A 24350-nucleotide genomic window follows, 5' to 3' on the forward strand; every position below is an offset into this window, starting at 1 on the left:
CCGCGGCACCGACCGCCTCTCATATCCGAAACCAGAGGTACAGGAGGGAGGAATGTGGTGATCGGGGTTGTTTGTGCTGCCTTCAGGTAGATTTCTCCGTCCAGAAACGGGACATAACGGATCTTTTCCCTCATACTTCTAGGAGACGAAAGAGAGAGGGATGATCCAGTGACCGGCCGCATCCGCCCCCTGCCTCACCCGGACCCCTTCGTCGAAGCCACCCGCGGATACATCACCCGTGTCGGCGACGAGCTTCAGGCGCGCGGGGTGCCGCTCTCGAAGATATGGCTCGATCCCTGCCATCCCCGTGACGCGACCTTCGTCCTCGGCCTCCAAGCCCTGGTCTGGAACGAGTCCGAGGGGTTCGTCCTCGGCGACTTCGTCTCCGGTGAGCCCGGAGTCCGGACGGTCCTGTCCGACCCGGTGCGGCTCGGAGAAGGCGTGCTGCCCGACCCGCTCGCCGTCCCGGCCCTCCTTGAGGGTGACGCCGCCGAACGGCCCCCGGCCCGGACACGTCCCTTCACCGCCGGACACGACGGGCTCGAAGACCGGCTCGCCCGCTACACGATCGACTGATACCGGTCGTTCGAAGGTCGGTCGTTCGGACGAACAGGCTTCTTTCCGTCGGTATCGGTGTGGCTGCGCAGGAAATTCGCCAAACCTGGCGAAAGCGGTGGCGGATTCCGGTGGGAGCGTCCACCATAGGTGCGCACGGTACGCGTGGGCTTCCCGTGTGCCGTTTCTCAGTGAACCGACCCACCGGAGTGATCGCATGCCTGTCCGCCCCTGGAGTCCCGAGGACCTTGGGCGTCCTGCGGACGGGTCCTGGGCGGACGTGGCCTTCGGCCTGGGCGAGATGTACGAGCGCGAAGACGACCTGAAGCAGGCCGCGGACTGGTACCGGCGCGCCGCCGAATCCGGCCGCGCCGCCGCTGCGCTGCGGCTCGGCGCCGTGCTGGGGCGGATGGCGGACGCGGGCGCCGCCGCCGACGCGGCCTCGGCCGAGGACCTGCTGGCCGAGGCCACCCGCTGGCTCAGCGGCGCGCAGGACGCGACCACACCGGACGCCATCGAGCTCATCACCGACATGCTCAACCGGCAGCTGCGCCAGGCGGCCCGCCGCGGCCTGGAGCCGACCCCCGCCGGCTGACCGCTTTGCGGCAACCCACCCCGTTCGGCGTGAACCGAACCGCCGCGCCCGTCGTCGGACTTCAGTGAGATCGACGAAAGTGTGGAGGGTGACGAGTTGAGCGGCGAGGAGCCCGGGTACGTTCCCCCGGACCACAAGACGACCGCCGAGTTCCGCGCTCCCGGCAAGGCCGCGGGGCCCGAAACCGCCATGGCGGGACCCGAGGCGACCTTCGTCGACGAACCCGTCGACGAACTCTTCGACTCCGGAGCGACGCTTCAGGACGTCCCGGAGGACGACACGGACGTGACGTTCGGCACCGCCCCGGTGGACGATCCAGAGGATGATCCTCCGCTGGAGGACGACGTCGAAGACGACTGGGACGTGACCTTCGGGGACCCGCCGCTCGACGACGCGGACGATGAGGCTCCCATGACCGTCACCGAGCCGCCGGCCACGCTCACCGACACGGCGTCGCCCGTCGCCGGCGCTCCGTCCACGGTCACCGACTTCCCGGCCGGACGGCCGGAGGCCTCGGTCACCGCGTCGGACATCCCGGTTCCGTTCACCCGCTCCGCGCCGCCGGAGGCGATCGAGTTCGAGATGCCCCCGCCGGTGTACGGTCAGGCGCCCGTCCCCGAGCAGGACACGGCACCAGAGCAGGCCACCGCGCCCGAGCAGGCCACCGCGCCCGAGCAGGCCGCCGCTCCGGAGCAGGACACGGCGCCCGAGGCGGCCATGGCGATGCACGAGCAGGCGCCGGGCGATCGGGGGGAGGCCGGCGACCAGCACATCACCCCGCCGGCGGTCACCGCACCCGTGCCCGAGGAGGAGCCGGCGGCGGACCAGCACGTCCCCGCGCCCGCGGCCGCCGCGCATTTCGGTGCGCCGCCCCCGCCCGAGGCTGCGACCGGCGATCAGCACGTCCCCGCGTCCACCTCCGGGGAGGGGCCGTGGACGGAGCAGTTCTCCGCCGAGAGTGAATCGACCGGCCCCGGCGGGGCGGGACCGGCCTTCGCCTACGCGATGCAGGCGCCGCCCGCCGCCCCGCAGGCACCGCCGCCCGTCCCGCAGGCACCGCCGCACGAGGCGCCCGCGCCGGCGATGCCGCCTGCCGCCTCACCGTCCGGCGGAGTCCCGCCGACCGGGCCTTCCGGACCGTCCGGCACGCCCGGTACGTCCAGCTCAAAGCGTCCGCTCATGCTGGCCGCGCTGGCCGCCGCGGTCGTGCTCCTCGCCGCCACCGGGGTCGTGGTCCTCTTCCTCGTCGGCGGGTCGGGGGAGGAGGAGCCGACGGCGACGAGCCAGTCGCCCGCGGCGTCCGCCCCGGCGCCCGCGGAGGGCGGCGGTCCGGCTCCGACCGCGCCGGGCGGGCCCCCGGCGAGCGGGGCGCCCGCCGCGCCGCCGTCCGGTGCGCCGTCCGGTGTCCCGTCGGGTCAGCCCCCGGGTCAGCAGCAGCCCGCCTCACCGCCCGTGCCCACCGCGCCGATCGGGCCGGTGAAGCAGGGCGACGGCATCACCTACCAGCTCGTCCAGCAGGACGAGGGGTACTTCGAAGGCCGCATGATCATCACCAACCGCACCGGCAAGCCCCTGAAGGCGTGGAGGCTGACGTTCGGCACCCCGGGCGCGGAGGTGAAGAACGTCTGGGGCGCCAAGCTCGTCAAGGGCGGCGAGAAGGCGGAGCTCACGAACCTGGACGGCGCTCCCGCGATCCCGCCCGGCGCCACGTGGGACGTCCAGTTCGGCGCTTCGGGCCCCACGACGGCCCCGAAGGGGTGCGAGCTCAACGGCAAGGCGTGCGGCTTCTGAACGGCGTACTAGGCTCTCGACCATGCGTATCGCCAGGTTCTCCACCGACGACGGCATGTCCTTCGGTGTGGTGGAGGAGGACACCGTCGCCGCCATCGCGGCCCACCCGTTCGGTGATCTGACGTTCACCGGACAGCGTTTCCCGCTCGCTGACGTCCGGTTGCTCGCGCCGATCCTCCCGAGCAAGGTCATCGCGATCGGCAAGAACTACGCCGCCCACGCGGAGGAGATGGGAGGCGAGCCGCCGGACGAGCCGATGCTGTTCTCGAAGCCGTCCACCGCCGTGATCGGCCCCGGGGAGGCGGTCACCTACCCGCAGAAGCTGTCGGAGCGGGTCGACTACGAAGGTGAGCTGGCCGTCGTCATCGGCCGGATGTGCCGCGAGGTCCCGGCGTCGCGCGCCACCGACGTGATCCTGGGTTACACCTGCGCCAACGACGTCACGGCCCGGGACCTGCAGGCCAAGGACGGGCAGTGGACGCGCGCCAAGGGGTTCGACACGTTCTGCCCCCTCGGCCCGTGGATCGAGACCGAGGTCGCGCCCGCCGACCTGGCGATCTCCACCACCGTCAACGGGGAGGTCAGGCAGGACGCCCGCACGTCCCATCTGCTGCACGGCGTCCCGGCCCTCGTGGAGTACGTCAGCCAGGTCATGACGCTGCTGCCCGGTGACGTCATCCTCACCGGCACCCCCGCCGGCGTCGGCCCGCTGGAGATCGGCGACGAGGTGACGGTCACCATCGAGAACATCGGCAGCCTGACCAACCGGGTCATCGCCCGCGACTGAGGGGGAGCCATGGCGTTCGGCGGCTTCACCGACGAGGCGTTCGAGTTCTACGAGGGCTTGCAGGCCGACAACAGCAAGTCCTACTGGACGGCCCACAAGGAGACGTACGAACGCCATGTGCGCGAACCGATGACCGAGCTGTGCGCCGAACTGGAGGAGGAGTTCGGCGCGGTGAAGCTTTTCCGCCCGTTTCGCGACCTTCGGTTCAGCAAGGACAAGACGCCCTACAAGACGCACCAGGGCGGCCATACGAGCGAGGGCTTCTACCTCCAGCTCGACGCGGACGGCCTGATGGCCGCGGGCGGCATGTACGCACCGACCCCCGAGCAGCTCCGCCGCTACCGGGACGCCGCCGGCTCGGAGACGTCCGGCAAGGAACTCCAGGCGATCGTGGACGATCTGCGCTCCACCGGTATGGAGATCGCCGGAGACCGGCTCAAGACCCGTCCCCGCGGCACGCCCCCGGACCACCCGCGCCTGGAACTCCTGCGGCACCGCTCCCTCTACGCCCACAAGGGGTGGCCCGCCGATCCGTGGATGCTGACGCCCGAGGTCGTGACGCGGGTCCGCGAGGCGTGGCGACGCCTGCGTCCACTGGTCGGCTGGGGACGGCACCACCTGGGGCCGCCCGACGCCGGTTAGCCGAACGCGTCGGACCCCGAAACTCAAGCCCCGCCTGACCTCCCGCGCCAATCGTTTTGGCCGCAGTCCCAAGGTCCTGTATTCTCATCGAGGCGCGAGCGACCGGCCGGAAACGGCACGGAAGCCCGTACCTCACTGGGGTATGGTGTAATCGGCAGCACGAGTGATTCTGGTTCACTTAGTCTAGGTTCGAGTCCTGGTACCCCAGCTGCGTCCATTTTCCGTGGACACGCGCCCCCGTCGTCTAGTGGCCTAGGACGCCGCCCTCTCAAGGCGGTAACGGCGGTTCGAATCCGCTCGGGGGTACACCACATCTGGCCAGCGTTATCCAGGCCGAAAACCGTTCGAGATGGTGGGCGGTGTCCGGTAGGGTTGGTCAGGCCCGAGCGGGAGATCGCCCGGGTGCACGCTCCGGCCCCCGTCGTCTAGTGGCCTAGGACGCCGCCCTCTCAAGGCGGTAACGGCGGTTCGAATCCGCTCGGGGGTACAGCGACCAGCCGCAGATCATCGGATCTGCGGCTTTCTGTTTGGGGCGGTGGCCGTCAGGGCTTGCGTCCCACGGCCCCGAAGGCGTCGACGGCGGCGGGCTCGTCGAGGGCGGTCGACTCCGGGCGCCAGTGCGGGCAGGAGACCAGGCCGGGCTCGACCAGCACCAGGTCCTCGAAGAACCGGCCGATCTCCTCCGGGGAGCGCAGCCGGTAAGGCACCGAACCGCCCTCGTTGTAGTCGTTCTGGGCGTCCTCCACGGCATCGCCGGCGATCACGCTCGTGCCGTCGTTGAGGGAGAGGTGACTGCCGGACGGCAACGGGTCCATGAGCGCCCGGACGATCGAGCGGGCCTCGTCGCCGTCCGGAACGTGGCCCATGATCCCGCTCAGGATGAGCGCGACCGGACTGTCGAGGTCGAGGGTCTTCGCCGCGGCGTCCAGGATACGGCCAGGGGCATGGAGGTCGGCTTCGACGTAGTCAGTGGTGCCGTCCGGTGTGCTGGTGAGCAGGGCCCGCGCGTGCACGAGCACCAGCGGGTCGTTGTCGACGTAGACGATGCGGGCGTCCGGGGCGACGCGCTGGGCGACCTCGTGGGTGTTGTCGACGGTCGGGAGACCCGTCCCCACGTCGAGGAACTGGCGCATGCCCCTCTCGGCGGCCAGATACCGGACGGACCGGGTGAGGAACAGCCGGGACGCGCGGGCGACGTCGACCACGCCCGGGAACGTCTCCCGGTACTGGTCGCCGGCGGCGCGGTCGACCGGATAGTTGTCCTTGCCGCCCAGCCAGTAATTCCAGATCCGCGCCGAATGGGGGACGCTCCTGTCGATCCGGTCCATTGCAGCGTCGTCCGCCATCGGGGCTCCCTCACGAAATGGATCAAGACCCCCATCTTGGGTCGTGCACCGCTCCCGGCGGAACCGGAACGGCCCGAACAGGCCACGAATTCATGGTCCCCGCCGGTACGGCCGGGAGCATCGGGCGCGGTGATGGTCAGTGGCCGCGGACACGGGTATGCCCCGGCAAGCGGCAGGACACGCCCCCCGCCGGTCCGGTGTACGCGGTCTACTTCGAGGAGCGCTTCTGATGAGTCCGATGCGAGCCGTCCAGGTCGTCGGATACCACGAGAACCTGCGGATGGCGGAGGTTCCCGCACCCGAGCCCACGGGCCCGTTCGACGTGGTCGTGAAGATCGGTGGCGCCGGGGTGTGCCGGACCGACCTGCACATCCTCGAAGGCCAGTGGGAGGCGAAGTCCGGAGTCGCGTTGCCGTACACGATCGGGCACGAGAACGCCGGATGGGTGCACGGGACCGGGTCCGCGGTCACGAACGTCGCCGAGGGCGACAAGGTGATCGTCCATCCGCTGGTCACGTGCGGGCTGTGCCGCGCCTGCCGGTCCGGGGACGACGTCCACTGCGAGAACAGCCGGTTCCCGGGGATCGACAGCGACGGTGGATACGCCGACTACCTCAAGACGTCCGCGCGCAGCGTGGTGAAGCTCGACGCGTCCCTCGAACCCGCCGACGTGGCGGCCTACGCGGACGCCGGGCTCACCGCCTATCACGCTGCGGCGAAGGCGGCACGGCGGCTGACGCCGCGCGACCGCTGCGTGATCATCGGGTCCGGCGGGCTCGGGCACATCGGCGTCCAGGTGCTCAGGGCGCTCACCGCGGCCGAGCTGATCGTGGTGGACCGCGACCCGGACGCCGTCGAGCTGGCGTCCTCGATCGGCGCCCACCACGGGATCGTCGCGGACGGCGACCACATCGGGAAGGTGCTCGACCTCACCGGCGGCGCCGGCGCCGAGGTCGTCGTCGACTTCGTCGGCGAGGGCGGCACGACCGCCGAGGGCGTGCGCATGTTGCGTGAGGCGGGCGACTACCACGTGGTCGGATACGGCGAGAACATCGACGTTCCCACGATCGACATCATCTCCGCCGAGATCAACATCATCGGCAACCTGGTCGGGTCCTACAACGACCTGTGCGACCTGATGGCCCTCGCGGCCCGCGGCGCGGTCACCCTGCACACCGAGAAGTACGGCCTGGACGACTTCCAGTCCGCCATCGACGCCCTGGACGCCGGCCGCGTCCGCGGCCGCGCCATCCTCGTGCCCTGACCCGGCCGCCGCACGAAACGGGAGGCCGCCGGGTCACTTCACGAAGATAGGCAGGGACCTGCGCGGTTCGAACCGGAAGGCGGCACCCTTGCTGATCTTCGTGACCGCGACTTCCCCGGTCTCCGGGGCGGCGGTGTCGGTCAGGACGACCCGTGCCGTCCAATCGGTCGCGGTGCCGCTCGTCTCGACGTCCAGACAGGGATTCACCGCACGGACGATCGCCTGCAGGGCATCGGGGGAGTCCGGGGTGCACAGCGGCAGCCAGCCGCCGTCCTCGTGCGCCGGCGACCGCGACACCGTGACCGATTCTCCGTCCCGGCCGAGGCGGACGTACGGCATCGGGTTCATCAGCGGATGCAGCTCGATGACCCGGGCCGCGTCCTGCGGGGAGTCGGACAAGCCCAGCGCCCGGTGCAGGCGCTCGGCGGCCACACCGGCGTGCCCGATGAGCTGCCGCAGCGCGACCCGCCGGAAGAGCCGATCGTCGCCCGCGGCGCGTTCCCGCACGGCCAGCTGGAAGGAGAGGTTCAGCAGATGCTGCTGCAGGACGACCTCGTCGGCCATGCGGACCAGCGCCGAGTGCGAGAAGGACGCGAAATCGAAGTCGTCCACGAGCGGGCCGCTGTAGTCGCTCAGCCCGTCCTGGGCGGGGTCGATGTCGTCGAGGGCGAGCGCGGCGGCGTGCGAACGCGCGTTGACCGCGAGGGCGGGGATCGGCTCGACATCGGGGGAGTCCGGGTCGATCTCCACCGTCCAGGCACAGTGCGGCTGCCGGTCGGCCGGGACACGGGGCGGCCGGTGGATCGGCCGCACCCGCGCCTTGGGGTTGGTGGCCACGGCGGTGGCGTCGAACGTGGGGTCCTCGATGTCATGGCACATGTTCTTGACCATGGACGGGCCCATCGGCTCGACGTCCATCAGCGCCCCGCAGTAGTCGAGGTGGAACGTCCCGTGGCGCGGGTCCGTCACGCCGTAGCGGAAGTCCATGAACTGCGGCGGTGCGCCGATGTCCAGCTGCATGCCCTTGAAGATCGTGGGCACGTCGTCGCCCTCGAACTTGAGGGCCTTCTGCATCCGCCGCGTGTAGATGGGGCTGGCGCCCGCCCACTCCTCGATGGCGATCTGCGTCATCTGGTCCTGGCCCCATGCCTCCAGGCAGAACGGCATCCCCGCCCGGTCGATCAGGTGACCGATGAGCAACAGCTCCGGGACCAGTGTGACGAGCTGCTCACGGCTCAGACCTTCGTAGCGGCTGGGCATCAGGACCCTCCCATGATGGATCGCCATCGCAATATAGACAGTAGATCAGACAACTGTCCAGGAATCCGAACTGGCATCCTCTGCACATGGCGTTCCGAGAGAAACGGCGGCAGCAAGCCCAGGGGCAGGAGGACGCCTGGGTCGACCGGGTGACGCTCTCCACGCTGTGTACGAGCCGGCGCCCGTACGAGGAGATGGGCCTCGTGTGGGGCGGCTCGGCGGACAACGAGGCGCTCGCGCTTCGGAACCTGCAGCGCGGCGCACTCGAGCGCGGGTGCGACGCCGTCCTCGGTGTCGCGATCTACTCGGCGGGCTCGCAGCGGCTGTTCTCCGCCCGCCGCCGCAACGACGAGTGGCACGCCTACGGCACCGGCGTCAGGTGGCTGCCCGCCTGACCGCTCAGGAGGGGCCGAGCAGGTCCCACCGGTTGCCGGCGATGTCGAGGAAGACGGCGACCCGTCCGTAGGGCTCCGTGCGCGGCGCGGTGACGAAGTCGGCTCCGGCGGCCGTCATGCGCCTGTAGGCGGCATCGAAGTCCTCCACCCACAGGAAGAACCCGACGCGGCCCGCGGCCTGGTTCCCGACGACGGCGGTCTGACGCTCACCGTCCGCACGCGCCAGAAGGATGCCCGTCTCCGCGCCCGGCGGCCGGACGACGACCCATCGTTTCGGGCGGCCGTCGTTGGTGAGCGACGGCGAGTCCTCCACAAGGTGAAACCCGAGGACCTCGGTGAAGAACGCGATGGCTCGGTCGTAGTCGTCCACCACGATGGTGATCAGGTCCAGCCGCACTTCGCCAGGTTAGTTCGCCACGCGCTCGCTGCGAGTGCGGATGTCGTTCGGCGACAGCGGCCGCCAGAGCAAGTGCGGCGGGCGGCGGCCCGGCCAAGGTCGAACGGCGTTGGCGATGCGGGACACTTCGGGCATGAGCGAGCTTGCTCCCCGGAGCGTCACCCTGCGGTCCGTGTCTGACGAGAACGGCGTCCGGCATCTGAAGGCGGTCCGCGACGACGCGGGGAACGTCACGCTCGAAGGGCATGACATCGGCAAGGGTGTCAGCGACTTCTATGGACCCGCGATCACGGAGTACGAATGGGCACACCGGATCGCGGCCGCCGACGTGGCCCGCCTTCTGACCGCGCTGGGCGGCCGGACCGGTGACGACATCCTGGACCTGCTCCCTACGGGACCCGAAGCCGACGTCTACGGACTCTTGGCGGAACACCAGATCACGTACACCGCGATCTTTTCCCGGCACGGCGACTGACCTCACCCACAGCATGGTTCATCCGAGTGGCGCCCTTTAGCATTCGCTTCATGTCGTGGATTCCCGTGGTGTCCGCTGTGCTCGGTGCCGTCATCGGCTTGGGATCGGCGCTCGTCGGCGACCGGATCCGCTGGCGGCGGGAACAGGGCGGTCATTGGCTCACCCTCCGGCGGGAGGTCTACGTCGGTTACCTGAACGCGCTGCATGAGGCGAACCAGACCATGCGAGCGGTGTCACTGGGAGATTTTCCTCCCGAGACGACCCGCGACCTCGCGGCCAGGGCCGCGTTCCGTGAAGCCGGCGTGAACCAGGCACAGGAACATCTGGTGCTCGTCGCGTCGGAACAGGTCATACGCGCCGCGGGCGAAACCACGACGGCGCTGCGCGGGCTACGCGACCGCATTCGCGGAGGCGAGGACCACACCGCCGCCGACTACCAATCCGAGTTCCACTTTTTCAGCGATCGCCTGCACGAACTCCGCAACGCCATGCGGCGCGACCTGGGAGTGACCGCCCTGGAGACGCAGATTCCGATCTGATCGGTGATCAATTGGTCGCCTGCGGCCAATGCCCGTGCCGGGCGTCCGCCCATGCCGGCGGACGCCCGGGTCATCTGGCGGGTTCGGCGGAAGGCGGTCTTCGGGCCTTCCGCGTGTCAGTGATGTGCGACTTCCTTGGGCCTGGTCATGGGCGGGGTCTTGCGGCGGTGGGCGGGCCACCAGAAGTGGCGGCCGGTGTCCAGGGCCAGGGCGGGGACGATGACGGAGCGGACGAAGAAGGTGTCCAGGAGGACGCCGAGGGACACCAGGACGCCGATCTGCACCATCATCGTGACCGGCATGACGCCGAGGGCACCGAAGGTCGCGGCCAGGACCAGGCCGGCGCTGGAGATGACGCCGCCGGTGACGGCCAGGCCGCGCAGGACGCCGGCGCGGTGGTCGCCGTGTGCCACCTCTTCGCGGATGCGGGACACGAGGAACAGGTTGTAGTCCACGCCGAGCGCCACCATGAACAGGAAGCCCATGAGAGCGACCTGGGTGTCGAGGGCGGGGAAGCCGAACACGTACCGGAACAGCAGCCAGGACGCGCCCAGCGCGGCGAAGTAGGACACGACGACCGTGGCGATCACCAGGAGCGGGGCGACCAGGGCGCGGAGGAGCGCCATCAGGATGAGGAGGACGACTCCGAGGACGAGCGGGATCACCACGGCCCTGTCATGGGACTGCGCGTCGGCGAGGTCGATCTCGCTGGCCGTGCTCGCGCCGAAGGCGGCGTCCGGGACGGTCTCGCGGAGGTTCCGGACCGTGTCCTTCGCCGCTTCGCTGTCGGGTGGGTCGGTGAGGACGACGTCGAGTTTCGCCAGGCGTCCGTCGGTGGAGGGCAGGGGGTCTCCCACGCCGGCCACGCCGGGGGCGTTCTGGAGGGCGGCGGTCACGGGGGCCGCGTCCGGCCGGTCGGTGATGACCTGGAGGGGGCGTCCCTGGCCGCCCGGATAGTGCTCGGCGAGGAGGCGTTCCCCGATGGTGGAGCTGGGCGTGGTGGTGAGGAAGTCGGCGCGGTCCAGGCCCGTGTTGATGCCCAGGGCGGCGGCCGAGAGGGCGCCGAGGACGGCCAGGCCGCCGATCCAGACAAGCCGGGGACGTGCGGCGATGCGGTGGCCGACGCGGTCCCACGCGCCGCGGGCGGGCGGGGCGTCGCCGTGGCGGGGGATGCGCGGCCAGAAGATCCAGCGTCCGAAGACGACGAGCAGGGCGGGCAGCAGCGACATGACGACGACCAGGCCGCCGAGGATGCCGATGGCGCCGATCGGGCCGAGCGCGTAGTTGAAGCCCATGTCGGCGGCGAGCAGGCACAGCAGGCCGAGCGACACCGTCGCGGCGGACGCGATGATCGGCGCGGCGGCGCGGCGGAGGGCGACCGCCATCGCGCGGTGGCGGTCGGGGTGGCGGCGCAGCTCTTCCCGGTAGCGGGCGAGGAGGAGCAGCGCGTAGTCGGTCGAGATGCCGAAGACCAGCGCGTTCAGGATGGTGGACATGCCGTCCGCGACGTAGAGGCCGGCGTGCTTCCCGAGGAGGTGGACGACGGCGCCCGAGACCTGGAGGGCGATCGCCGCGTTCACGATCGGCAGCAGCCACAGGACCGGGCTGCGGTAGGTGAGCAGCAGGACGGCCGTGACGATGAGGACCGTGATGACGAAGACCGGCGTCTCGATGTCCTCGAAGGCGTCACCGACGTCGAGCGCGGCGCCGGCGGGGCCGGTCAGGCGGACCTCCAGGCCGGGTGGTGCGCCCGCCTGGGAGGTGTCGCGGAGTTGCGCGGCCCTGTCCGCGAGGGTGTCGTCGTCCGGCAGCGGGACGCTCAGCATGAGCGCCTCGCCGTCGCGGGACGGCTGCGGCGGCTCGACCGTCCCGGCGGCGATGGGGGCGACGGCGCGGCGGTCGGCCTCGGCCTTCGCGCGGTCCGCGCCGGTGATGCCGGACGGCCGGACGTAGGCGACGACGCCCGGTGCCAGCTCGCCGTCCGGGAAGCGGGGCGTCAGCTCCTCCACCTGGGTGGACTGCGCGCCGCGGGGGAGTTCGGCGGACGATCTGGCCTCGACGACGTCCGGCAGGCGGCTCGCGGCCGGGACGGCCATGATCGTGATCACGACCCAGCCGAGGAGGACGGCCCATTTCAGCAGGCGGGCCGGTGGTTTGCTTGAGAGCAGCATGTGATGCTCTCCTTTCGGTGGGGGTTCCGTGTTGCGTGCGAACACGCCTTGCGGCGTGGTGATGCGGGGCTTCCGCCCGTCCGGGCCGCCGAGCGGCAACTCGGCGGTCCGGGCTCTAGACCTCCGGGAACGCCAGGAACCTGGCGTGGAAGGTGCGCGCGTCCGATGGCGGTTCGTCGTCGTCGCGTTTGTAGCGGTAGAGGAGCGCGATGTACTCCTCGAAGAAGGGGCGCACCTGCTCCGGCGCGAGCGTGATCGTGGAGAACGAGAAGAGCAGGGCGTCGGCCCACGGGCCCATCTCGTCGCGTGCCTCCTGGAAGCGGGTGAGCGCCTCCAGTTCGTTCGCGAGTTCCATGCGGGTCATGTCCTCCACGGCATCGCGCATCTCGGGTGACTGCTCGCTGTACACGGGGAAGCGCCGGTCGGCGGGGACCGCCCGCCACCAGCGTTCACGGCCGCGCGCCAGCTCCGGCGCCTCCTCCACGAACCCGTGCTTGGCGAGCTGCCGCAGGTGGTAGCTCGTCGAGCCGGTGCTCTGCCCCAGCTCGCGGGCGAGGGTCGTGGACGAGACGGGACCGCGCCGCATGATCTCGGCGATGCGCCGCCGGAGCGGGTGGGCGAGCAGCCGCACCTGCCGCGGATCGGTGACCGGCTGGGGTGCCGGCTGTTCCTTCATGCCCGAGACGCTAGAAGTTACAAAGACTCTTTGCAACGGTTCTTGGCAAACTTCACCGCAGCGGAGGAGGGGCCTGCGACCTGAGGAGGAGCCGGCGGCCGGCTCTGCGGTCCAGGACGCGCCCTCCCGCGACATGCGGAGAAGTCGTGTGTCATTGACCGCCGGACATCGCTGCGGTCAACTAAAGTCACTGAGGTCGGCGGGAGGGGAACGATGCGCGATCACACGCACGAGGTGTCACCGGGGGCGACGCTGGCCGAGAAGGTCGAGTGGTTGATCCGGAACCTGTGGCCGGCCGACGCGGAGCCGCCGCGCAACAACGTGGAGACGGCCGCCGCCATCGCCCGCTCCACCGGCGAGGACATCTCGTCCACCACCGTGTGGAAGCTGCGCACGGGACGCCAGGAGAACCCGCAGCTCAAGACGCTCACCGCGCTCGCCACGTTCTTCGGCGTGCCGATCGGGTTCTTCGGCTTCCCCAGCGAGTCCGGCCCCATCGGCGAGGACCTCACGCTCCAGGCGCTGCGCCGCGACGTAGAGCACGGTGTCATCAGGCCCGAGGTGCTGCGCGCCCTCGTTGACCTGTCGCCGGAGGCGCGGTGGGTCGTGGACGAGATGATCCTCGGCGCCGCGGCCGCCGACCGGCAGCGGAACGGCGGGCAAAGCGCCTAGGTCACCTCGGTGCACCGGACGCATGCGCCGGCCCTTCCGCCGGCGGTCCGCCCGTGAGTCCGTCGCCATCGGCCGAGACGCGCTTCCGCTTGACGTAGTAGCGGGCCCCTGCCGTGAGGAGGGCGGCCATGGGGAGCCAGACGGCCGCCACCGGCCAGGCCTTCTCCTCCTCCATGCCGGCGACCGCGACCGGGGACAGGAGCCCGGCGCAGAAGAACGCGTAGGCGAGGCCCAGGGTGGCGACCATGCCGGGCGTCGCCTCGGGCGTGGAGCGGCGGCGGCTCAGCCGCCACGTGCACAAGGCCGTCATGAGGAGCCCGCTGGGCATCATGACCAGTGCGCCGATGAGGGCCCGTGTGCGCATGTCGGCCGGGTAGGCGTGCGTTCTCTGGGAGTCGCCTCCGGCCGCGATCTCGGTCAACCGGCCGCGCCAGACGGTGCCGGTGACCCGGTCGCCCTCATCGAGCCCGTCCAGGACGGGGCCGGCGGAGGAGTAGCGCGTCCGCCACCGGTCGCCGTCCGGGCCCGTCAGCACCGCGCTCATCGACTCGCTCCTCGTCTGCTTCATGCTGATGGCGGACACGGTGAACTCCTGCGTCCACAGGCATTCGGCGGACGCGGCCGTTCCGGCGACGTCCGCGGCCGGAGCGGCCGCGCAGGGTGTCGCGGCCTTGTAGGCGTCGACGTCGAGACGGCCGTCCGGTGCCAGCATCGCGAGGAGGACGGCGGAGACCGCTACCAGCGCGACACCGACCAGCAGGTTGACGAACGTCGTGATGGTGCTGCGCAGGATTCCGGCGGGGGAGAGATGGGCCACGTCCCTAATGTTCCCATTCGCGATCGTATCGGCGGATGAGGTTTCCCCAGGTGTTGATCAGGTAGACATCGATCGACCGTATCGCCGGTATACCGGGAGGGGCTGTGCCGCCGTACGCCGTCGTCCTTTCGGTGGTCGGGCTGGTGGCGGCGCTCATCGCGGCCGTCTACGCGGTCTCGTTCGTGATGGCGCCCAGGAGTTTCGAGGCCGGGCCGTTCCTCGGCGGGGCGCGCCCCGCCGAGCATGCGCTGTCGCGGTACCACGTGCGCTGGTACGCGGTGTCGATGGTCTTCCTCGCCTTCGACATGGAGATGGTGTTCATGTATCCGTGGGCGCTCGTCGTCGCGTCCGTGGGCGTGAAGGCCGTCGTGGAGATGTTCCTCTTCCTGGCGTTGATCCTGGTCGGTGTCCTGTACGCGTGGCGGGAAGGCGCGCTGCGGTGGGCCTGAGGGCGTTCGCGGCCCCGCGCCCGTTCGTCGTCGCCGCGGCGGACGGGACGCGCGAGCGCGTCGCCGTGGAGGCGGAACTCCGTTCGCGCGGGTGGCGTCCCGCGCTGTCGCCTGCGGAGACGGGGATGCTCGTCGTCTGCGGGAACCCGGGGGCGGCGCTGTCGGACGCCATCCAGACCGTGTGGCGGGACATGCCGGAGCCGCGCGTGCGGGCCCCCGCGGATCTGGACGGGGCAGATCTGGACGGGGCAGATCTGGACGGGGCAAAGCTGCAGGGGGGCGCCGGCGGCTCGCGGCCCGCCCTGGACCTGGACGGCGTCGGCATGGCGGACCGGGCCGACGACCGGGACGGGCTGCGGCTGGACGTCCTCCACGTGCCGCTGGGACCCGTGCTGGCGGACTGGCCCGCGGGGCTACGGGTCGACCTGACGGTGCAGGGCGACGTCGTCCAGGCCGCGGAGGTCACCGCCGTCGACACCGCGGACGGCCCGTCCTGGGACGAGGGGCAGCGGGCGGCGTCCGGGCTCGACAGCGTCTCCCGGCTGCTGCGCGTGGCGGGCTGGGACGCGGCGGGCGAGCGCGCGGCCGTGCTGAGGGACGAGGCGCTGGGCGGAGTCCCGGACGATGTGCTCGCGAGGAGGTTCGCCCAGTTCGCGCGGAGGGTCGGGCGGTCGCGGCTCCTTCGCTGGATGGCGCCCGGCGATGTGCGGGACCGGCTCGGCGGGTGGTTGCGGGAGATCGGGTCCGCCCTCGACGGGGAGGCGACACGGCCGCGGACGCCCTGGGACGCGTCGCTGGCGGTGCTGCCGTCGCTGCTCGAAGGGGCCGAGCTGGCCGAGGCGCGGCTGGTCGTGGCGAGCCTCGACCCCGATCTCGGGACGGCCCCCGATGGCTGAGGTCCTCGTCCTCGGGGTGCTGGCGGTGGCGGCGGCGTCGCTGAACGCGGTGCTCGCCGGGCGCCGTCCCGCGGAGCCGTTCCGCGAGGCGGCGCGGCTGCTGACCATGCAGCGCCGCGTGACCGTTCGGGCCGACAGGCTGCTGACCAGGATCGGAGTGATCTCGCTGCCGGTCGCGGCGGCGCTGGCGGCCCTGGTCGTGCCGATCGGTGGGAACGCGGCGGTGGAGACGCCGGTCGGTGTCGTCTGGTTCAACGCGATGGAGGTCGTGGCCTGGGCGTCGGTGTGGCTGGCCGGCTGGGGCGTGAACTCCGCGTTCGCGCTGGTCGGCGGATACCGGTTCCTCGCGCAGGGCCTCGCGTACGAGCTGCCGCACATGTTCGCGCTCATCACGGCGGCGCTGGCCGCGCACTCCCTGGACCTGCGGGTGATCGGCGAGGCGCAGGACGGGCTGTGGTTCGCGGTCTGGATGCCGGTCGCGTTCGCCGCCTACCTGGTGTCCGCGCTCGCGATGACGTTCTGGGGCCCGTTCGGGCACCCGGTGGGCGGCGATCTGGCCGGGGGCGCGGCGCTGGAGCTGGCGGGGCCCGACCGGCTCGTCTTCCTGGCGGGACGGTACGGGCTGCTCGCGGTGTCGGCGGCCGTCGCCGTCCCGCTGTTCCTGGGCGGCGGGTCGGGGCCGCTGCTGCCGGGGTGGGCGTGGTCGCTGGTGAAGACCGCCGCGGTGCTCGCCCTGCTGGTGTGGACGCGGCACCGGCTGCCCGTGCTGCGCATGGACCGTTTCATGACGGCGGCGTGGACGGTGCTGATCCCGGCCACGCTGCTGCAGATGCTCGTCGTCGGTCTCGTGGTCGTGTGATCCGTGTGAGTCGTCTGTCCCGGGTGAGGAGATGAGACGTGGAGGACGTCGCGTTCTGGGTGCTCGCCGTCGCCGCCGTGGGGTCCGGCATCGCGGTGTTCGTCGTCGACTCGATGGCGCGGGCCACGTTCGCGCTGCTCGCCTCGTTCCTGTGCGTCGGGGCGGAGCTGCTGCTGATCGGCCTGTACTACCTCGGCACGCTGGTGATCCTCATGATGATCATGGAGATGCTGGTGATGGCCGTCTTCATGGTCATGTACATGATGAACCCGGCCGGGCTGATGCCGATGACGATGCTGCACAACAAGCGCGGAGCGTTGGCCATCTCCGGGGCCGCGTTCGCGGTCATGGCCGCGGGGATCTTCGCGATCCCGTGGCCGGGGCGGGCCGGGCGCCCGCCCGGCGACCCGGCGTTCGCGCTCGGTGAGTCGATCATGGGACCGAAGATGCTGGTCATGATGGTGATCGGCATCGCGATCCTGGCCACCATGATCGCGACCGTGGTGCTGGCCACGCACCGGGGGCGCTACGACCGGGACGGTGCGTCGTGACGCTCGAGACGTTCCTGCTCCTCGCCGCCGCGCTTTTCTCCGTGGGGCTGTTCGGCGCGCTGTCGCAGCAGTCGATCGTGATGCTGATGATGGGCATCGAACTCATGGTCAACGGGATCATCGTCGCCGCGGCCGGGTTCTGGTACTGGGTGTCGCCGGGCTCCACCGACGGGCAGGTCCTCGTGCTCGTCGCCATCACGGTGATGGCGCTGGAGATGGCGCTGGGGTTCGCGGTCGTCACCGCGCTCTTCAGGGCACGGGACGTGGACCTCACCGACGAGGCAGGTGATCTGAAGGGGTGAGGATCGAGCTGCTTGCGGGGTGGCCGGGCGGGCTGGCGATGGACGGGCTGTCCGCCGTCCTCGCCGTGACCGTGGCCGTCGTCCTGGTCGCGGTGCTCGTCTACGCGGCGGGCCAGGGATACGGTGTCCGCTTCCACGTCCTGATCCTGCTGTTCGCGGCGGCGATGCTGGTCACGGTCACCGCGACGGACCTGATGCTGCTGCTCATGGGCTGGGAGGTCATGGGCGCGATGTCGTACGCGCTCATCGGCTACGCGTGGCCGGACGCCGAACGGGTGCGGTCGGCGGACGTCGCGTTCCTCACCACCCGGGCCGCGGACATGGGCCTCTACGCGGCGGCGGGTTTCGCGGTCGCGGGAGCGCACTCGCTCCGGCTCGACGAGCTCGCCGGGGCGGACGCCCCGTGGCGCGACCTGATCGCCGCCGGGATCGTGGTCTCCGCGCTCGGCAAATCGGCGCAGCTTCCGTTCTCGTTCTGGCTGTCGCGGGCCATGGCGGGACCGAGCCCGGTGTCGGCCTTGCTGCACTCGGCGACGATGGTCGCCGCCGGCGCCTACCTGCTGCTGCGTCTCCATCCGCTGCTGGCCGCGACCGGATGGGCCGCCACGCTCGTCTGCTGGGCGGGAGCGCTGACCGCGCTGGTGCTGGGCGCTGTCGCGCTCGCGCAGCGCGACCTCAAGCAGCTGCTCGCCGCGTCCACCTGCGCGCAGATCGGCTTCATGGTGCTGGGGGCGGGAGCCGGGGCGATCGCGGGAGGGACGGCGCACTGGGTCGCGCACGCCGCCGTGAAGAGCCTGCTGTTCCTCTGCGCGGGCATATGGCTGGCCGCGCTCGGAACCCAGCGGCTCGACGAGCTGCGCGGGGCGGCACGCCGGAACCGCCTGGTCGGCGCCGCCTTCGGTGTGGGAGCGCTCGCGCTGGCCGGTGTCCCGCCATTGTCGCTGTGGGTGACGAAGGACGAGGTCCTGGCCGTCGCCGGTGAAAGCTCGACCGCACTGCTCGTGGCCGGTTTCGCGGCGTCGGTGCTGTCATCGGCCTACGCGGCCAAGGCCCTGGTCATGGTGTTCCGCCGCCCTGCCGACGGGTCCGCGGTGCGCGTGACGGTTCTCGAGCGGCTGCCGTTGCCCGTCCTGGCCCTGGCGGCGGCGGTGCTCGGCGTGGTCGGCCTGCCCGCGCTGGCGGGCCCGTGGCGGCGGATGCTCGGGGTACCGGGCGAGGCGGCGCCGCACGCGTGGGAGGTCGCCCTTTCCGCGGGGCTGGCGGTCGCGACGGTGGCCGTTGTCGTCGTGGCCCGGCGGGTCCCCGAGCCCGCGTGGGCGGCGGACTGGCTGTACCTGGAACGGGCGGCGTCGGCCGTGGTGGTCCGTCCCGTGCTCGCCGTCGCGCGGGCGCTGGCGCGGTTCGACGACCAGGTCGTCGACGGCGCCGTGCGAGGCGTCGCGCGCGGCGGGCGGTGGACGGCCGGGCTGGCCGGACGCCGCGTCGAGTTCCGCGTGGACGCCCTGGTCGGCGTGGTCGGACGCGCCGCCCGGGGCCTCGCGGCCCTGGCCCGCCGCCCGCAGACCGGCCAGCTACACACCTACTACGCCCAGGCGGCCGTGGTCCTCGCCGTGCTCGTCGTCATCGCCGTCCTGGCCGGGTGATCCGTGCTCACATTCGTGATCTTCATGCCGCTGGCCGCCGCGCTCGTGCTGCCGGCCGTCCCCCGTCGCGCGGTGCCCTGGACGTGGATCGGCGTCGCCGTCGCCGAGCTGGCCCTCGTCATCGCGATGTGGGTCGCGCACGGGACGGGCGGCGGCGTCTCCTTCGAGACGAACGTGCGGTGGATCCCGTCCGTACGCGCCGGCTACCACGTCGGCGTGGACGGCCTGTCGCTGCCGCTCCTCGCCCTGACCGCCGTCCTGTTCGCCGCGTGCGCGGTGTACTCGCTGCGGCAGACCCACAGGACACGGGCGTTCGCCGCGCTGTTCCTGTTCCTGGAGACGGTGTGCCTGGGGCTGTTCGCGGCCCTCGACTTGCTGCTGTTCTTCGTCTTCTTCGACCTGTCGATCGTCGGCATGTACTTCGTGATCCTCGTGTGGGGGCACGGGGACAGGGCACCGTCGGCGCTGAAGTTCTTCCTCTACACGTTCCTCGGGTCGCTCGTCCTCCTGCTGGGGTTCATCGGCCTCTACCTGGGCGCGGACCCTCACACCTTCGACATGGTGGAGCTGACCCGCACGCCCCCGCTGGACGGTGCTCCGGGGCTGGCCGGCCTGACGCTCCTCGCCATCGGGATCGGCCTCGGGATCAAGACGCCGGTCGTCCCGTTCCACACCTGGCTGCCGCCCGCGCACACCGACGCGCCCGCCGCCGGATCGGCGATCCTGGCCGGGGTCATGCTGAAGATGGGCACCTACGGGCTCGTGCGGATCGCGATGCCGATGCTGCCGGACGCCTGGCGCCGCTACGCCGCCGTGATCCTGATCGTCGGGCTGGTCGGCGTCCTGTACGGGGCGCTCGTCGCGCTCGTCCAGGACAACGTCAAGCGGCTCGTCGCCTACACGTCCGTGAACCACATGGGGTACGTCGTCCTGGCGCTCGGCGCGGCCGGATACGCGGCCGGCGACGCGGACGCGCGGCGGCTCGCGGTGACGGGCGCGGTGACGCAGATGGTCAGCCACGGCCTGGTGACCGGCGCGCTGTTCCTGCTGTGCGGGGTCCTCCACGACCGTGCGGGCAGCTACGACATCGGACGGTTCGGCGGCATCGCCCGCGCCGCGCCCGTCTGCTCCGGCCTCCTCGCGGTCGCGGCCTTCGCGTCGCTCGGGCTGCCGGGACTGTCCGGGTTCATCGCCGAGTTCCAGATCTTCGCCGGGACGATCGGGACCGGCGCCACCGCGACGGCGGTGGCCGGCGCGCTCGCCGTCCTCGGCATCCTCATCACCGCCGGGCTGTTCCTGCGCGTCCTGCACACGGTGGTGACCGGCCCGCCCGGTGAACTGACCCCGCGGGTCACGGACGTGCGGCGGCCCGAACTGGCCGCGCTCGCCCCGCTGCTGGCGCTGTCGCTGCTCATCGGCGTCGCGCCGCGCTTCCTGCTCGACACGATCGATCCGCTGTCGGCGGCGATCGTCGCGCTGGTGGGCCGGTGATGAACGAGAACCCCGCCGACCTCGCGCCCGAGCTGTGCGTCCTCCTCGCCGCCGTGCTCGGCCTGGTCAACGGGCTGTTCCTGCCCCGCCGGCGGCAGTGGCGGGTCGCGGTGATCTGCGCGGCGGGGCTCGCCGCCGGGCTGGCCGTCGCGGGAGTCGCCGCGACCCGGCCCGACCTGACGGCGTTCGGCGCCTTCCGCGTCGACGCGGTCACGCACGTCACCCGGATCGCCGTCCTCGGCTCGACGCTGCTCGTCATCGCCCTCGCCGCCGGGCGGATGCGGGACCATCCGCGCGAGAGCGAGCACTACGCGCTGATCCTGCTCTCGGCGCTCGGGGCGATGACGCTCGGCGCGTCGTCCGACCTGCTCGTCCTGGTCGCCGCGTACCTGCTGGCGAGCCTGCCCGCGTACGCGCTCGCCGGGTTCGGCAAGGACGCGCCCGGCACCGAGGCCGCGCTGAAGTACTACCTGATGGGAGCGCTGCTCGGCGTCCTGATGCTCGGCGGCGTCACGCTCCTGTCCGGGGTCGGGCGCGGCACCGCGTACGAGACCCTCCGCCCCGGGCTGGCGGACGCGCCGCAGGCGGCGGTCGCGGCGGGCGTCGTCGCGCTGCTGGCCGGGCTGCTGTTCAAGGCGGGCGCCCTTCCCGGGCACTTCTGGGTCCCGGACGTGACCGAGGGCGCCCCACCGGCCGTGGCCGCGTTCGTCACCACCGTCCCCAAGATCGGCGCCTTCGCGGCCCTCTACCGGATCGGCGCCGAGGCGCTCCCCCCGGACGCCGCCGGATGGCCCGCCCTCGTCGCCGTGGTCGCCGCGGCCACGATGACGCTCGGCAACCTCGCCGCGTTCGGGCAGGACAACGTCCGGCGGCTGCTGGCGTACTCGACCGTCAGCCAGGCCGGCTACCTGCTGGTCCCGGTCGCGATGGCGGGCCGGACCGACCTGGCCCAGCCCGCGCTGCTGTTCTACGTCGCCGCCTACGCGGTGACGAACGTGGGCGCGTTCGCCGTCGTCCTCGCCGTCCGGCGCGACGACCTGGCCGGCTACACGGGCCTGCTGCGCGGCTCACCGCTCGTCGGCCTCTCGCTCGTCATCTGCCTGCTCGGCTTCGTCGGGACGCCGCCGACCGCCGTGTTCGTCGGGAAGGTCCTGATGTTCGGCGCGGCCCTGGACGGCGGCTACGCCTGGCTCGCCGTGGTCGCAGCCGTCAACAGCGTCGCGAGCGTCTTCTACTACCTGCGGTGGATCGTCCCGCTGTTCGGGCGGCCGGACGGCCCGCTCCACCTCGCGCGGGGCGCGTCCGCCGCCGCGGTCGCGGCCACCGCGCTCTCGGTGGCGCTCGGCGTCGGCAGCGGCGTCGTCCTCGCCGCGTCGTGACGGCCGGGCTCAGGCCGGCGGCATGATCGGGAGGGTGATCCAGGACGGGCGGGCGGCGTCGTGGAAGACGGTGTGCCCGGCGCGGGCCATCGCCGGGTGACGGTCGAAGCGCGGGAAGTTCGACGATGCGATCTGCACCCTGATCCGGTGCCCGGCCCTGAACGTCTGGCTGGTGGCGACCAGGTCGATCTCGTGGCGGGTCCGGTCCGCGGGGGAGCGGACGATGCCGTCCAGGACGTTCATCGCGCGGCCGTCAGGCCACACGTCGACGAGTTTGGCCGTCCAGTCGGCGCCGGAGGCGGACGTCGCCGCGTGCAGGACGACCGTGACCGGGCCGGTGACCTCCACGTCGCGGTCGAGGACGGGCGTGGTGAAGCAGAGCACGTCGGGGCGCGCCTCGATGGCGCGCTGGTCGCGGGGGCCGGCGTTGACGGGGTCGTGCAGGAGCAGCGGCCCGCCATGCGTCGGGACGGGATCGTCCGGATCGTGCGTGAACCGTGACGGCTCCGCGCCGCCGGCGGGCGCGTCCGGGGAGAGCGAACCGCCGGAGTGCAGGTGGTAGCGGGTGGCGACCGCGCCGGGAGGCGGCCAGGAGCCGGCATCCCGCCAGGCGTCGGCGCCCATCGTGAAGTACCTGACCTGCGGGCCCTCGGTGTTCCCCTTCAGGAACTCCAGGTGCGTGGCCTCCAGCAACGCGGACTGCGCGGACGCCGCGTGGCCGAAGCCGAGTTCGCCGACGCCGGCCATCTGCGACATGTGGGTCCACGGCCCGATGATGAGACGGCCGCCCGGGATGCGCTTGTAGTTCTCCAGGGTTCCGTGCAGGAAGACGTCGAACCACCCGGCGGTGTGCAGGACGGGGACGTCGATCCGGTCGTGGCGCAGGGTCTCGGCCAACGCCGTCCAGTAGGAGTCGCGTTCCGGGTGGTCCACCCAATCGCGCCAGAAGGGGAACGCGTCCGCGACACCGGGAGCGTCCCGCAGCGGGACGGCCGACATGGCCGGGCCCGGGTCGTCCAGCACCCGCAACAGCGCGCCCAGGCGTTCCCGGGCGTCCAGACCGGCCGCCATGTCGTGCAAGGCGCCGAGGAGGCCCTGGGTGGCGGCCCAGAAGAACGCGGAACCGAGCGCGAACGCGCCGCCGTGGTACTTCAGCCCGTCGTAGAAGTCGTGCGGGGTCATGGTCGCGACCACGGCCTTCAGCGCGGCCGGCCGCTCGGACGCGAGCTGGAGGGCGCATCCGGCCAGGTAGGACGTTCCGGCGGCGACGACCTCGCCGTTCGACCACGGCTGCGCGGTGATCCACTCCACGGTGTCGGCGCCGTCGCGTCCCTCGTCCGCCCAGGGGGTGAACTCCCCGTCGCTGGAGCCGCGGCCCCGGCAGTGCTGGAGCACGACGGCCATCCCCGCCTTCAGGTACGGCGTCACGGGCAGCGAGCGGAACAGCGGCTCGCCGTAGGGGTTGCGGACCAGTACCGCCCGGTGCCGCCCGTCACCGCCCGGCCGGTGCACGTCCGCGCGCAGGACGGTCCCGTCGCGCGTCTCGATCGGCTGGTCCAGCACGGTGACGGCCGGCAGGGCGGGACGGTCGAGCTTCGTCACGGGGTGGCCTCGCTCTTCAGGTGCCGGGCTCTCCAGGGCAGGTGCGGCCGACGCTAGGCAGTTTCGCACCGGCAGTCAATTATCTGACTAGCTTCGGCGCGGCTCCTGGAAGCGGGGCGCCCGCATGTTGACCAGGCTGTCGAGCTTGTGGACGCGCTCGTCGTGCCCGATCTGGCGGAGCAGGTCGGCGACCGAGCCGTACTCGCCGTACTCCGCCGCGTACGTCGTGGGCGCCGGCACGTGGTCCAGCTCGGGGTGCTCGGCGACGTAGGACATGTACTCGTGCTCGGCGTGGTCCTCGAAGTCGGCGTTGAGCCGGTAGCTCATCTCGGGCCGCAGCAGGAACAGCAGCCACGACACGTGGTAGTAGAAGAACGCCACGAGCCACGGCGCCAGGCGGTGCAGGACGAACGACTGCTTCGTCCCGTCCCGCTGGACGATGTCCTGGAGGATGAGCAGGTGCCACTGCTCGTTGTCCTGCTCCTCGCGGGTCTCGACGATCCGCTCGTAGACGCGCTTGGCGATCGTGGAACGGCGGCGCTGCCGCGACAGCGAGAAGTAGCCCATCCGCTCCCACGCCTGGTAGGGGACGCGGGCGATGAACTCCAGCATCGTGAACTTCACCAGCGTGCGGTCGCGGCCGTAGACCAGGTCCATCTGCTTGAACAGCATCCGGGCCAGCAGCCCGTACGTCAGCCGCGGGGTTTCGAGGGTCTCGATCTGGGCGGCGCGCAGCTCCATCGGGGAGAGCTTCGGCGGGCCGGTGTGGACGGGGGCGTCGGGGCGGGTGAGGGTC

Annotated in this window: 26 protein-coding genes and 3 tRNA genes; 21 read left to right on the top strand and 8 right to left on the bottom strand. The window is 71.6% G+C overall.

Annotated elements, in window-relative coordinates; genetic code table 11:
* Window positions 1–168 precede the first annotated feature (168 nt).
* The 8 genes from E1285_RS28410 (at window position 169) to E1285_RS28445 (ending at window position 4857) form a co-directional block, all read left to right on the top strand.
* Window positions 169–576 carry a DUF6292 family protein gene (locus tag E1285_RS28410; RefSeq protein WP_132157421.1) on the top strand — a complete coding sequence of 136 codons (408 nt, stop codon included), beginning with the start codon at window positions 169–171 and terminating at the stop codon, window positions 574–576.
* A 196-nt stretch (window positions 577–772) separates the two neighbouring features.
* Window positions 773–1150 (top strand): hypothetical protein, encoded by a 378-nt coding sequence (locus tag E1285_RS28415; RefSeq protein WP_132157423.1) that lies wholly within the window; start codon window positions 773–775, stop codon window positions 1148–1150.
* 96 nt (window positions 1151–1246) lie between these two features.
* Window positions 1247–2941 (top strand): cellulose binding domain-containing protein, encoded by a 1695-nt coding sequence (locus tag E1285_RS28420; RefSeq protein ID WP_132157425.1) that lies wholly within the window; start codon window positions 1247–1249, stop codon window positions 2939–2941.
* Between the two features lie 22 nt (window positions 2942–2963).
* Window positions 2964–3728, top strand: a complete 765-nt coding sequence (locus E1285_RS28425; RefSeq protein WP_132157427.1) for a fumarylacetoacetate hydrolase family protein — start codon at window positions 2964–2966, stop codon at window positions 3726–3728.
* Between the two features lie 9 nt (window positions 3729–3737).
* Window positions 3738–4370, top strand: a complete 633-nt coding sequence (locus E1285_RS28430) for a DUF2461 domain-containing protein (RefSeq protein WP_132157429.1) — start codon at window positions 3738–3740, stop codon at window positions 4368–4370.
* Between the two features lie 136 nt (window positions 4371–4506).
* A tRNA-Gln gene (locus E1285_RS28435) sits at window positions 4507–4578 on the top strand.
* A gap of 25 nt (window positions 4579–4603) precedes the next feature.
* Window positions 4604–4676, top strand: a tRNA-Glu gene (locus tag E1285_RS28440).
* A 108-nt stretch (window positions 4677–4784) separates the two neighbouring features.
* A tRNA-Glu gene (locus tag E1285_RS28445) sits at window positions 4785–4857 on the top strand.
* 55 nt (window positions 4858–4912) lie between these two features.
* Here the strand turns inward: E1285_RS28445 and E1285_RS28450 are convergent.
* Entirely contained in the window at window positions 4913–5716 is an 804-nt protein-coding gene (locus E1285_RS28450; protein WP_132157431.1) for an SAM-dependent methyltransferase, read from the bottom strand.
* 238 nt (window positions 5717–5954) lie between these two features.
* Between E1285_RS28450 and E1285_RS28455 the strand changes: the two genes are divergently transcribed.
* Entirely contained in the window at window positions 5955–6980 is a 1026-nt protein-coding gene (locus E1285_RS28455) for an NAD(P)-dependent alcohol dehydrogenase (protein ID WP_132157465.1), read from the top strand.
* Between the two features lie 33 nt (window positions 6981–7013).
* Here the strand turns inward: E1285_RS28455 and E1285_RS28460 are convergent, their stop codons facing one another.
* The gene (locus E1285_RS28460) at window positions 7014–8240 is read right to left on the bottom strand and encodes a hypothetical protein (protein WP_165966796.1); all 1227 of its coding nucleotides are present in this window, start codon (window positions 8238–8240) and stop codon (window positions 7014–7016) included.
* A gap of 86 nt (window positions 8241–8326) precedes the next feature.
* Here E1285_RS28460 and E1285_RS28465 point away from each other — a divergent pair, with 86 nt between their 5' ends.
* Window positions 8327–8635, top strand: coding sequence for a hypothetical protein (locus E1285_RS28465; protein WP_132157433.1), 309 nt, complete (start codon window positions 8327–8329; stop codon window positions 8633–8635).
* Between the two features lie 4 nt (window positions 8636–8639).
* On the opposite strand, the gene E1285_RS28470 is transcribed toward E1285_RS28465, so the two are convergent.
* On the bottom strand, window positions 8640–9032 hold the full coding sequence (locus E1285_RS28470) for a VOC family protein (RefSeq protein WP_132157435.1): 393 nt from the start codon (window positions 9030–9032) through the stop codon (window positions 8640–8642).
* 172 nt (window positions 9033–9204) lie between these two features.
* On the opposite strand from E1285_RS28470, the gene E1285_RS28475 reads away from it, so the two are divergent.
* Together E1285_RS28475 and E1285_RS28480 are read left to right on the top strand one after the other, a co-directional pair.
* Entirely contained in the window at window positions 9205–9507 is a 303-nt protein-coding gene (locus E1285_RS28475) for a hypothetical protein (protein ID WP_132157437.1), read from the top strand.
* Between the two features lie 50 nt (window positions 9508–9557).
* Complete coding sequence (locus E1285_RS28480) at window positions 9558–10046, top strand: hypothetical protein (RefSeq protein ID WP_132157439.1); 489 nt, start codon at window positions 9558–9560, stop codon at window positions 10044–10046.
* Window positions 10047–10162: 116 nt separating this feature from the next.
* Here the strand turns inward: E1285_RS28480 and E1285_RS28485 are convergent, their stop codons facing one another.
* On the bottom strand, window positions 10163–12217 hold the full coding sequence (locus E1285_RS28485; RefSeq protein ID WP_132157441.1) for an MMPL family transporter: 2055 nt from the start codon (window positions 12215–12217) through the stop codon (window positions 10163–10165).
* A gap of 115 nt (window positions 12218–12332) precedes the next feature.
* Entirely contained in the window at window positions 12333–12893 is a 561-nt protein-coding gene (locus E1285_RS28490; protein ID WP_132157443.1) for a winged helix-turn-helix domain-containing protein, read from the bottom strand.
* Window positions 12894–13106: 213 nt separating this feature from the next.
* Between E1285_RS28490 and E1285_RS28495 the strand changes: the two genes are divergently transcribed.
* Window positions 13107–13565 carry an XRE family transcriptional regulator gene (locus E1285_RS28495; RefSeq protein ID WP_132157445.1) on the top strand — a complete coding sequence of 153 codons (459 nt, stop codon included), beginning with the start codon at window positions 13107–13109 and terminating at the stop codon, window positions 13563–13565.
* Between the two features lies 1 nt (window position 13566).
* On the opposite strand, the gene E1285_RS28500 is transcribed toward E1285_RS28495, so the two are convergent.
* The gene (locus E1285_RS28500; RefSeq protein ID WP_132157447.1) at window positions 13567–14382 is read right to left on the bottom strand and encodes a hypothetical protein; all 816 of its coding nucleotides are present in this window, start codon (window positions 14380–14382) and stop codon (window positions 13567–13569) included.
* A 104-nt stretch (window positions 14383–14486) separates the two neighbouring features.
* Between E1285_RS28500 and E1285_RS28505 the strand changes: the two genes are divergently transcribed.
* From E1285_RS28505 to E1285_RS28540, 8 genes are read left to right on the top strand one after another with little or no spacing between them, the layout of a single operon-like run.
* Window positions 14487–14831, top strand: coding sequence for an NADH-quinone oxidoreductase subunit A (locus tag E1285_RS28505; protein ID WP_132157449.1), 345 nt, complete (start codon window positions 14487–14489; stop codon window positions 14829–14831).
* A complete protein-coding gene (locus tag E1285_RS28510; protein WP_132157451.1) occupies window positions 14822–15727 on the top strand; it encodes a pentapeptide repeat-containing protein in 906 nt (301 codons plus the stop codon). Before E1285_RS28505 ends, E1285_RS28510 begins: the two co-directional genes overlap by 10 nt.
* The gene (locus tag E1285_RS28515; RefSeq protein WP_132157453.1) at window positions 15720–16586 is read left to right on the top strand and encodes an NADH-quinone oxidoreductase subunit H; all 867 of its coding nucleotides are present in this window, start codon (window positions 15720–15722) and stop codon (window positions 16584–16586) included. Before E1285_RS28510 ends, E1285_RS28515 begins: the two co-directional genes overlap by 8 nt.
* Window positions 16587–16624: 38 nt before the next feature.
* The gene (locus E1285_RS28520; protein WP_132157455.1) at window positions 16625–17137 is read left to right on the top strand and encodes an NADH-quinone oxidoreductase subunit J; all 513 of its coding nucleotides are present in this window, start codon (window positions 16625–16627) and stop codon (window positions 17135–17137) included.
* Window positions 17134–17439 carry an NADH-quinone oxidoreductase subunit NuoK gene (gene nuoK, locus E1285_RS28525; protein WP_132157457.1) on the top strand — a complete coding sequence of 102 codons (306 nt, stop codon included), beginning with the start codon at window positions 17134–17136 and terminating at the stop codon, window positions 17437–17439. Before E1285_RS28520 ends, nuoK begins: the two co-directional genes overlap by 4 nt.
* The gene (locus E1285_RS28530) at window positions 17436–19082 is read left to right on the top strand and encodes a proton-conducting transporter membrane subunit (RefSeq protein ID WP_243723108.1); all 1647 of its coding nucleotides are present in this window, start codon (window positions 17436–17438) and stop codon (window positions 19080–19082) included. The genes nuoK and E1285_RS28530 overlap by 4 nt, the downstream gene beginning before the upstream one ends.
* Before the next feature lie 3 nt (window positions 19083–19085).
* Entirely contained in the window at window positions 19086–20573 is a 1488-nt protein-coding gene (locus tag E1285_RS28535) for an NADH-quinone oxidoreductase subunit M (protein ID WP_132157459.1), read from the top strand.
* Window positions 20573–21952 carry an NADH-quinone oxidoreductase subunit N gene (locus tag E1285_RS28540; protein ID WP_132157461.1) on the top strand — a complete coding sequence of 460 codons (1380 nt, stop codon included), beginning with the start codon at window positions 20573–20575 and terminating at the stop codon, window positions 21950–21952. Before E1285_RS28535 ends, E1285_RS28540 begins: the two co-directional genes overlap by 1 nt.
* 9 nt (window positions 21953–21961) lie before the next feature.
* Here the strand turns inward: E1285_RS28540 and E1285_RS28545 are convergent, their stop codons facing one another.
* Window positions 21962–23554: a CocE/NonD family hydrolase gene (locus tag E1285_RS28545; RefSeq protein WP_165966797.1), complete on the bottom strand. Its 1593-nt coding sequence runs from the start codon at window positions 23552–23554 to the stop codon at window positions 21962–21964.
* An 87-nt stretch (window positions 23555–23641) separates the two neighbouring features.
* On the bottom strand, window positions 23642–24350 hold a 709-nt coding region (locus E1285_RS28550; RefSeq protein ID WP_207946872.1), incomplete at its 5' end, for an alternative oxidase.

Source organism: Actinomadura sp. 7K507, assembly GCF_004348425.1.
Lineage (GTDB): Bacteria > Actinomycetota > Actinomycetes > Streptosporangiales > Streptosporangiaceae > Spirillospora.

Bases quoted from the DNA above. Each gene is read 5' to 3' on its own strand.
- E1285_RS28425 (WP_132157427.1), top strand. From the start codon at position 2,964: ATGCGTATCGCCAGGTTCTCCACCGACGACGGCATGTCCTTCGGTGTG.
- E1285_RS28485 (WP_132157441.1), bottom strand. From the start codon at position 12,217: ATGCTGCTCTCAAGCAAACCACCGGCCCGCCTGCTGAAATGGGCCGTC.
- E1285_RS28490 (WP_132157443.1), bottom strand. From the start codon at position 12,893: ATGAAGGAACAGCCGGCACCCCAGCCGGTCACCGATCCGCGGCAGGTG.
- E1285_RS28430 (WP_132157429.1), top strand. From the start codon at position 3,738: ATGGCGTTCGGCGGCTTCACCGACGAGGCGTTCGAGTTCTACGAGGGC.
- E1285_RS28460 (WP_165966796.1), bottom strand. From the start codon at position 8,240: ATGCCCAGCCGCTACGAAGGTCTGAGCCGTGAGCAGCTCGTCACACTG.
- E1285_RS28465 (WP_132157433.1), top strand. From the start codon at position 8,327: ATGGCGTTCCGAGAGAAACGGCGGCAGCAAGCCCAGGGGCAGGAGGAC.
- E1285_RS28495 (WP_132157445.1), top strand. From the start codon at position 13,107: ATGCGCGATCACACGCACGAGGTGTCACCGGGGGCGACGCTGGCCGAG.
- E1285_RS28455 (WP_132157465.1), top strand. From the start codon at position 5,955: ATGCGAGCCGTCCAGGTCGTCGGATACCACGAGAACCTGCGGATGGCG.
- E1285_RS28450 (WP_132157431.1), bottom strand. From the start codon at position 5,716: ATGGCGGACGACGCTGCAATGGACCGGATCGACAGGAGCGTCCCCCAT.
- E1285_RS28480 (WP_132157439.1), top strand. From the start codon at position 9,558: ATGTCGTGGATTCCCGTGGTGTCCGCTGTGCTCGGTGCCGTCATCGGC.
- E1285_RS28415 (WP_132157423.1), top strand. From the start codon at position 773: ATGCCTGTCCGCCCCTGGAGTCCCGAGGACCTTGGGCGTCCTGCGGAC.
- E1285_RS28540 (WP_132157461.1), top strand. From the start codon at position 20,573: ATGAACGAGAACCCCGCCGACCTCGCGCCCGAGCTGTGCGTCCTCCTC.
- E1285_RS28515 (WP_132157453.1), top strand. From the start codon at position 15,720: ATGGCTGAGGTCCTCGTCCTCGGGGTGCTGGCGGTGGCGGCGGCGTCG.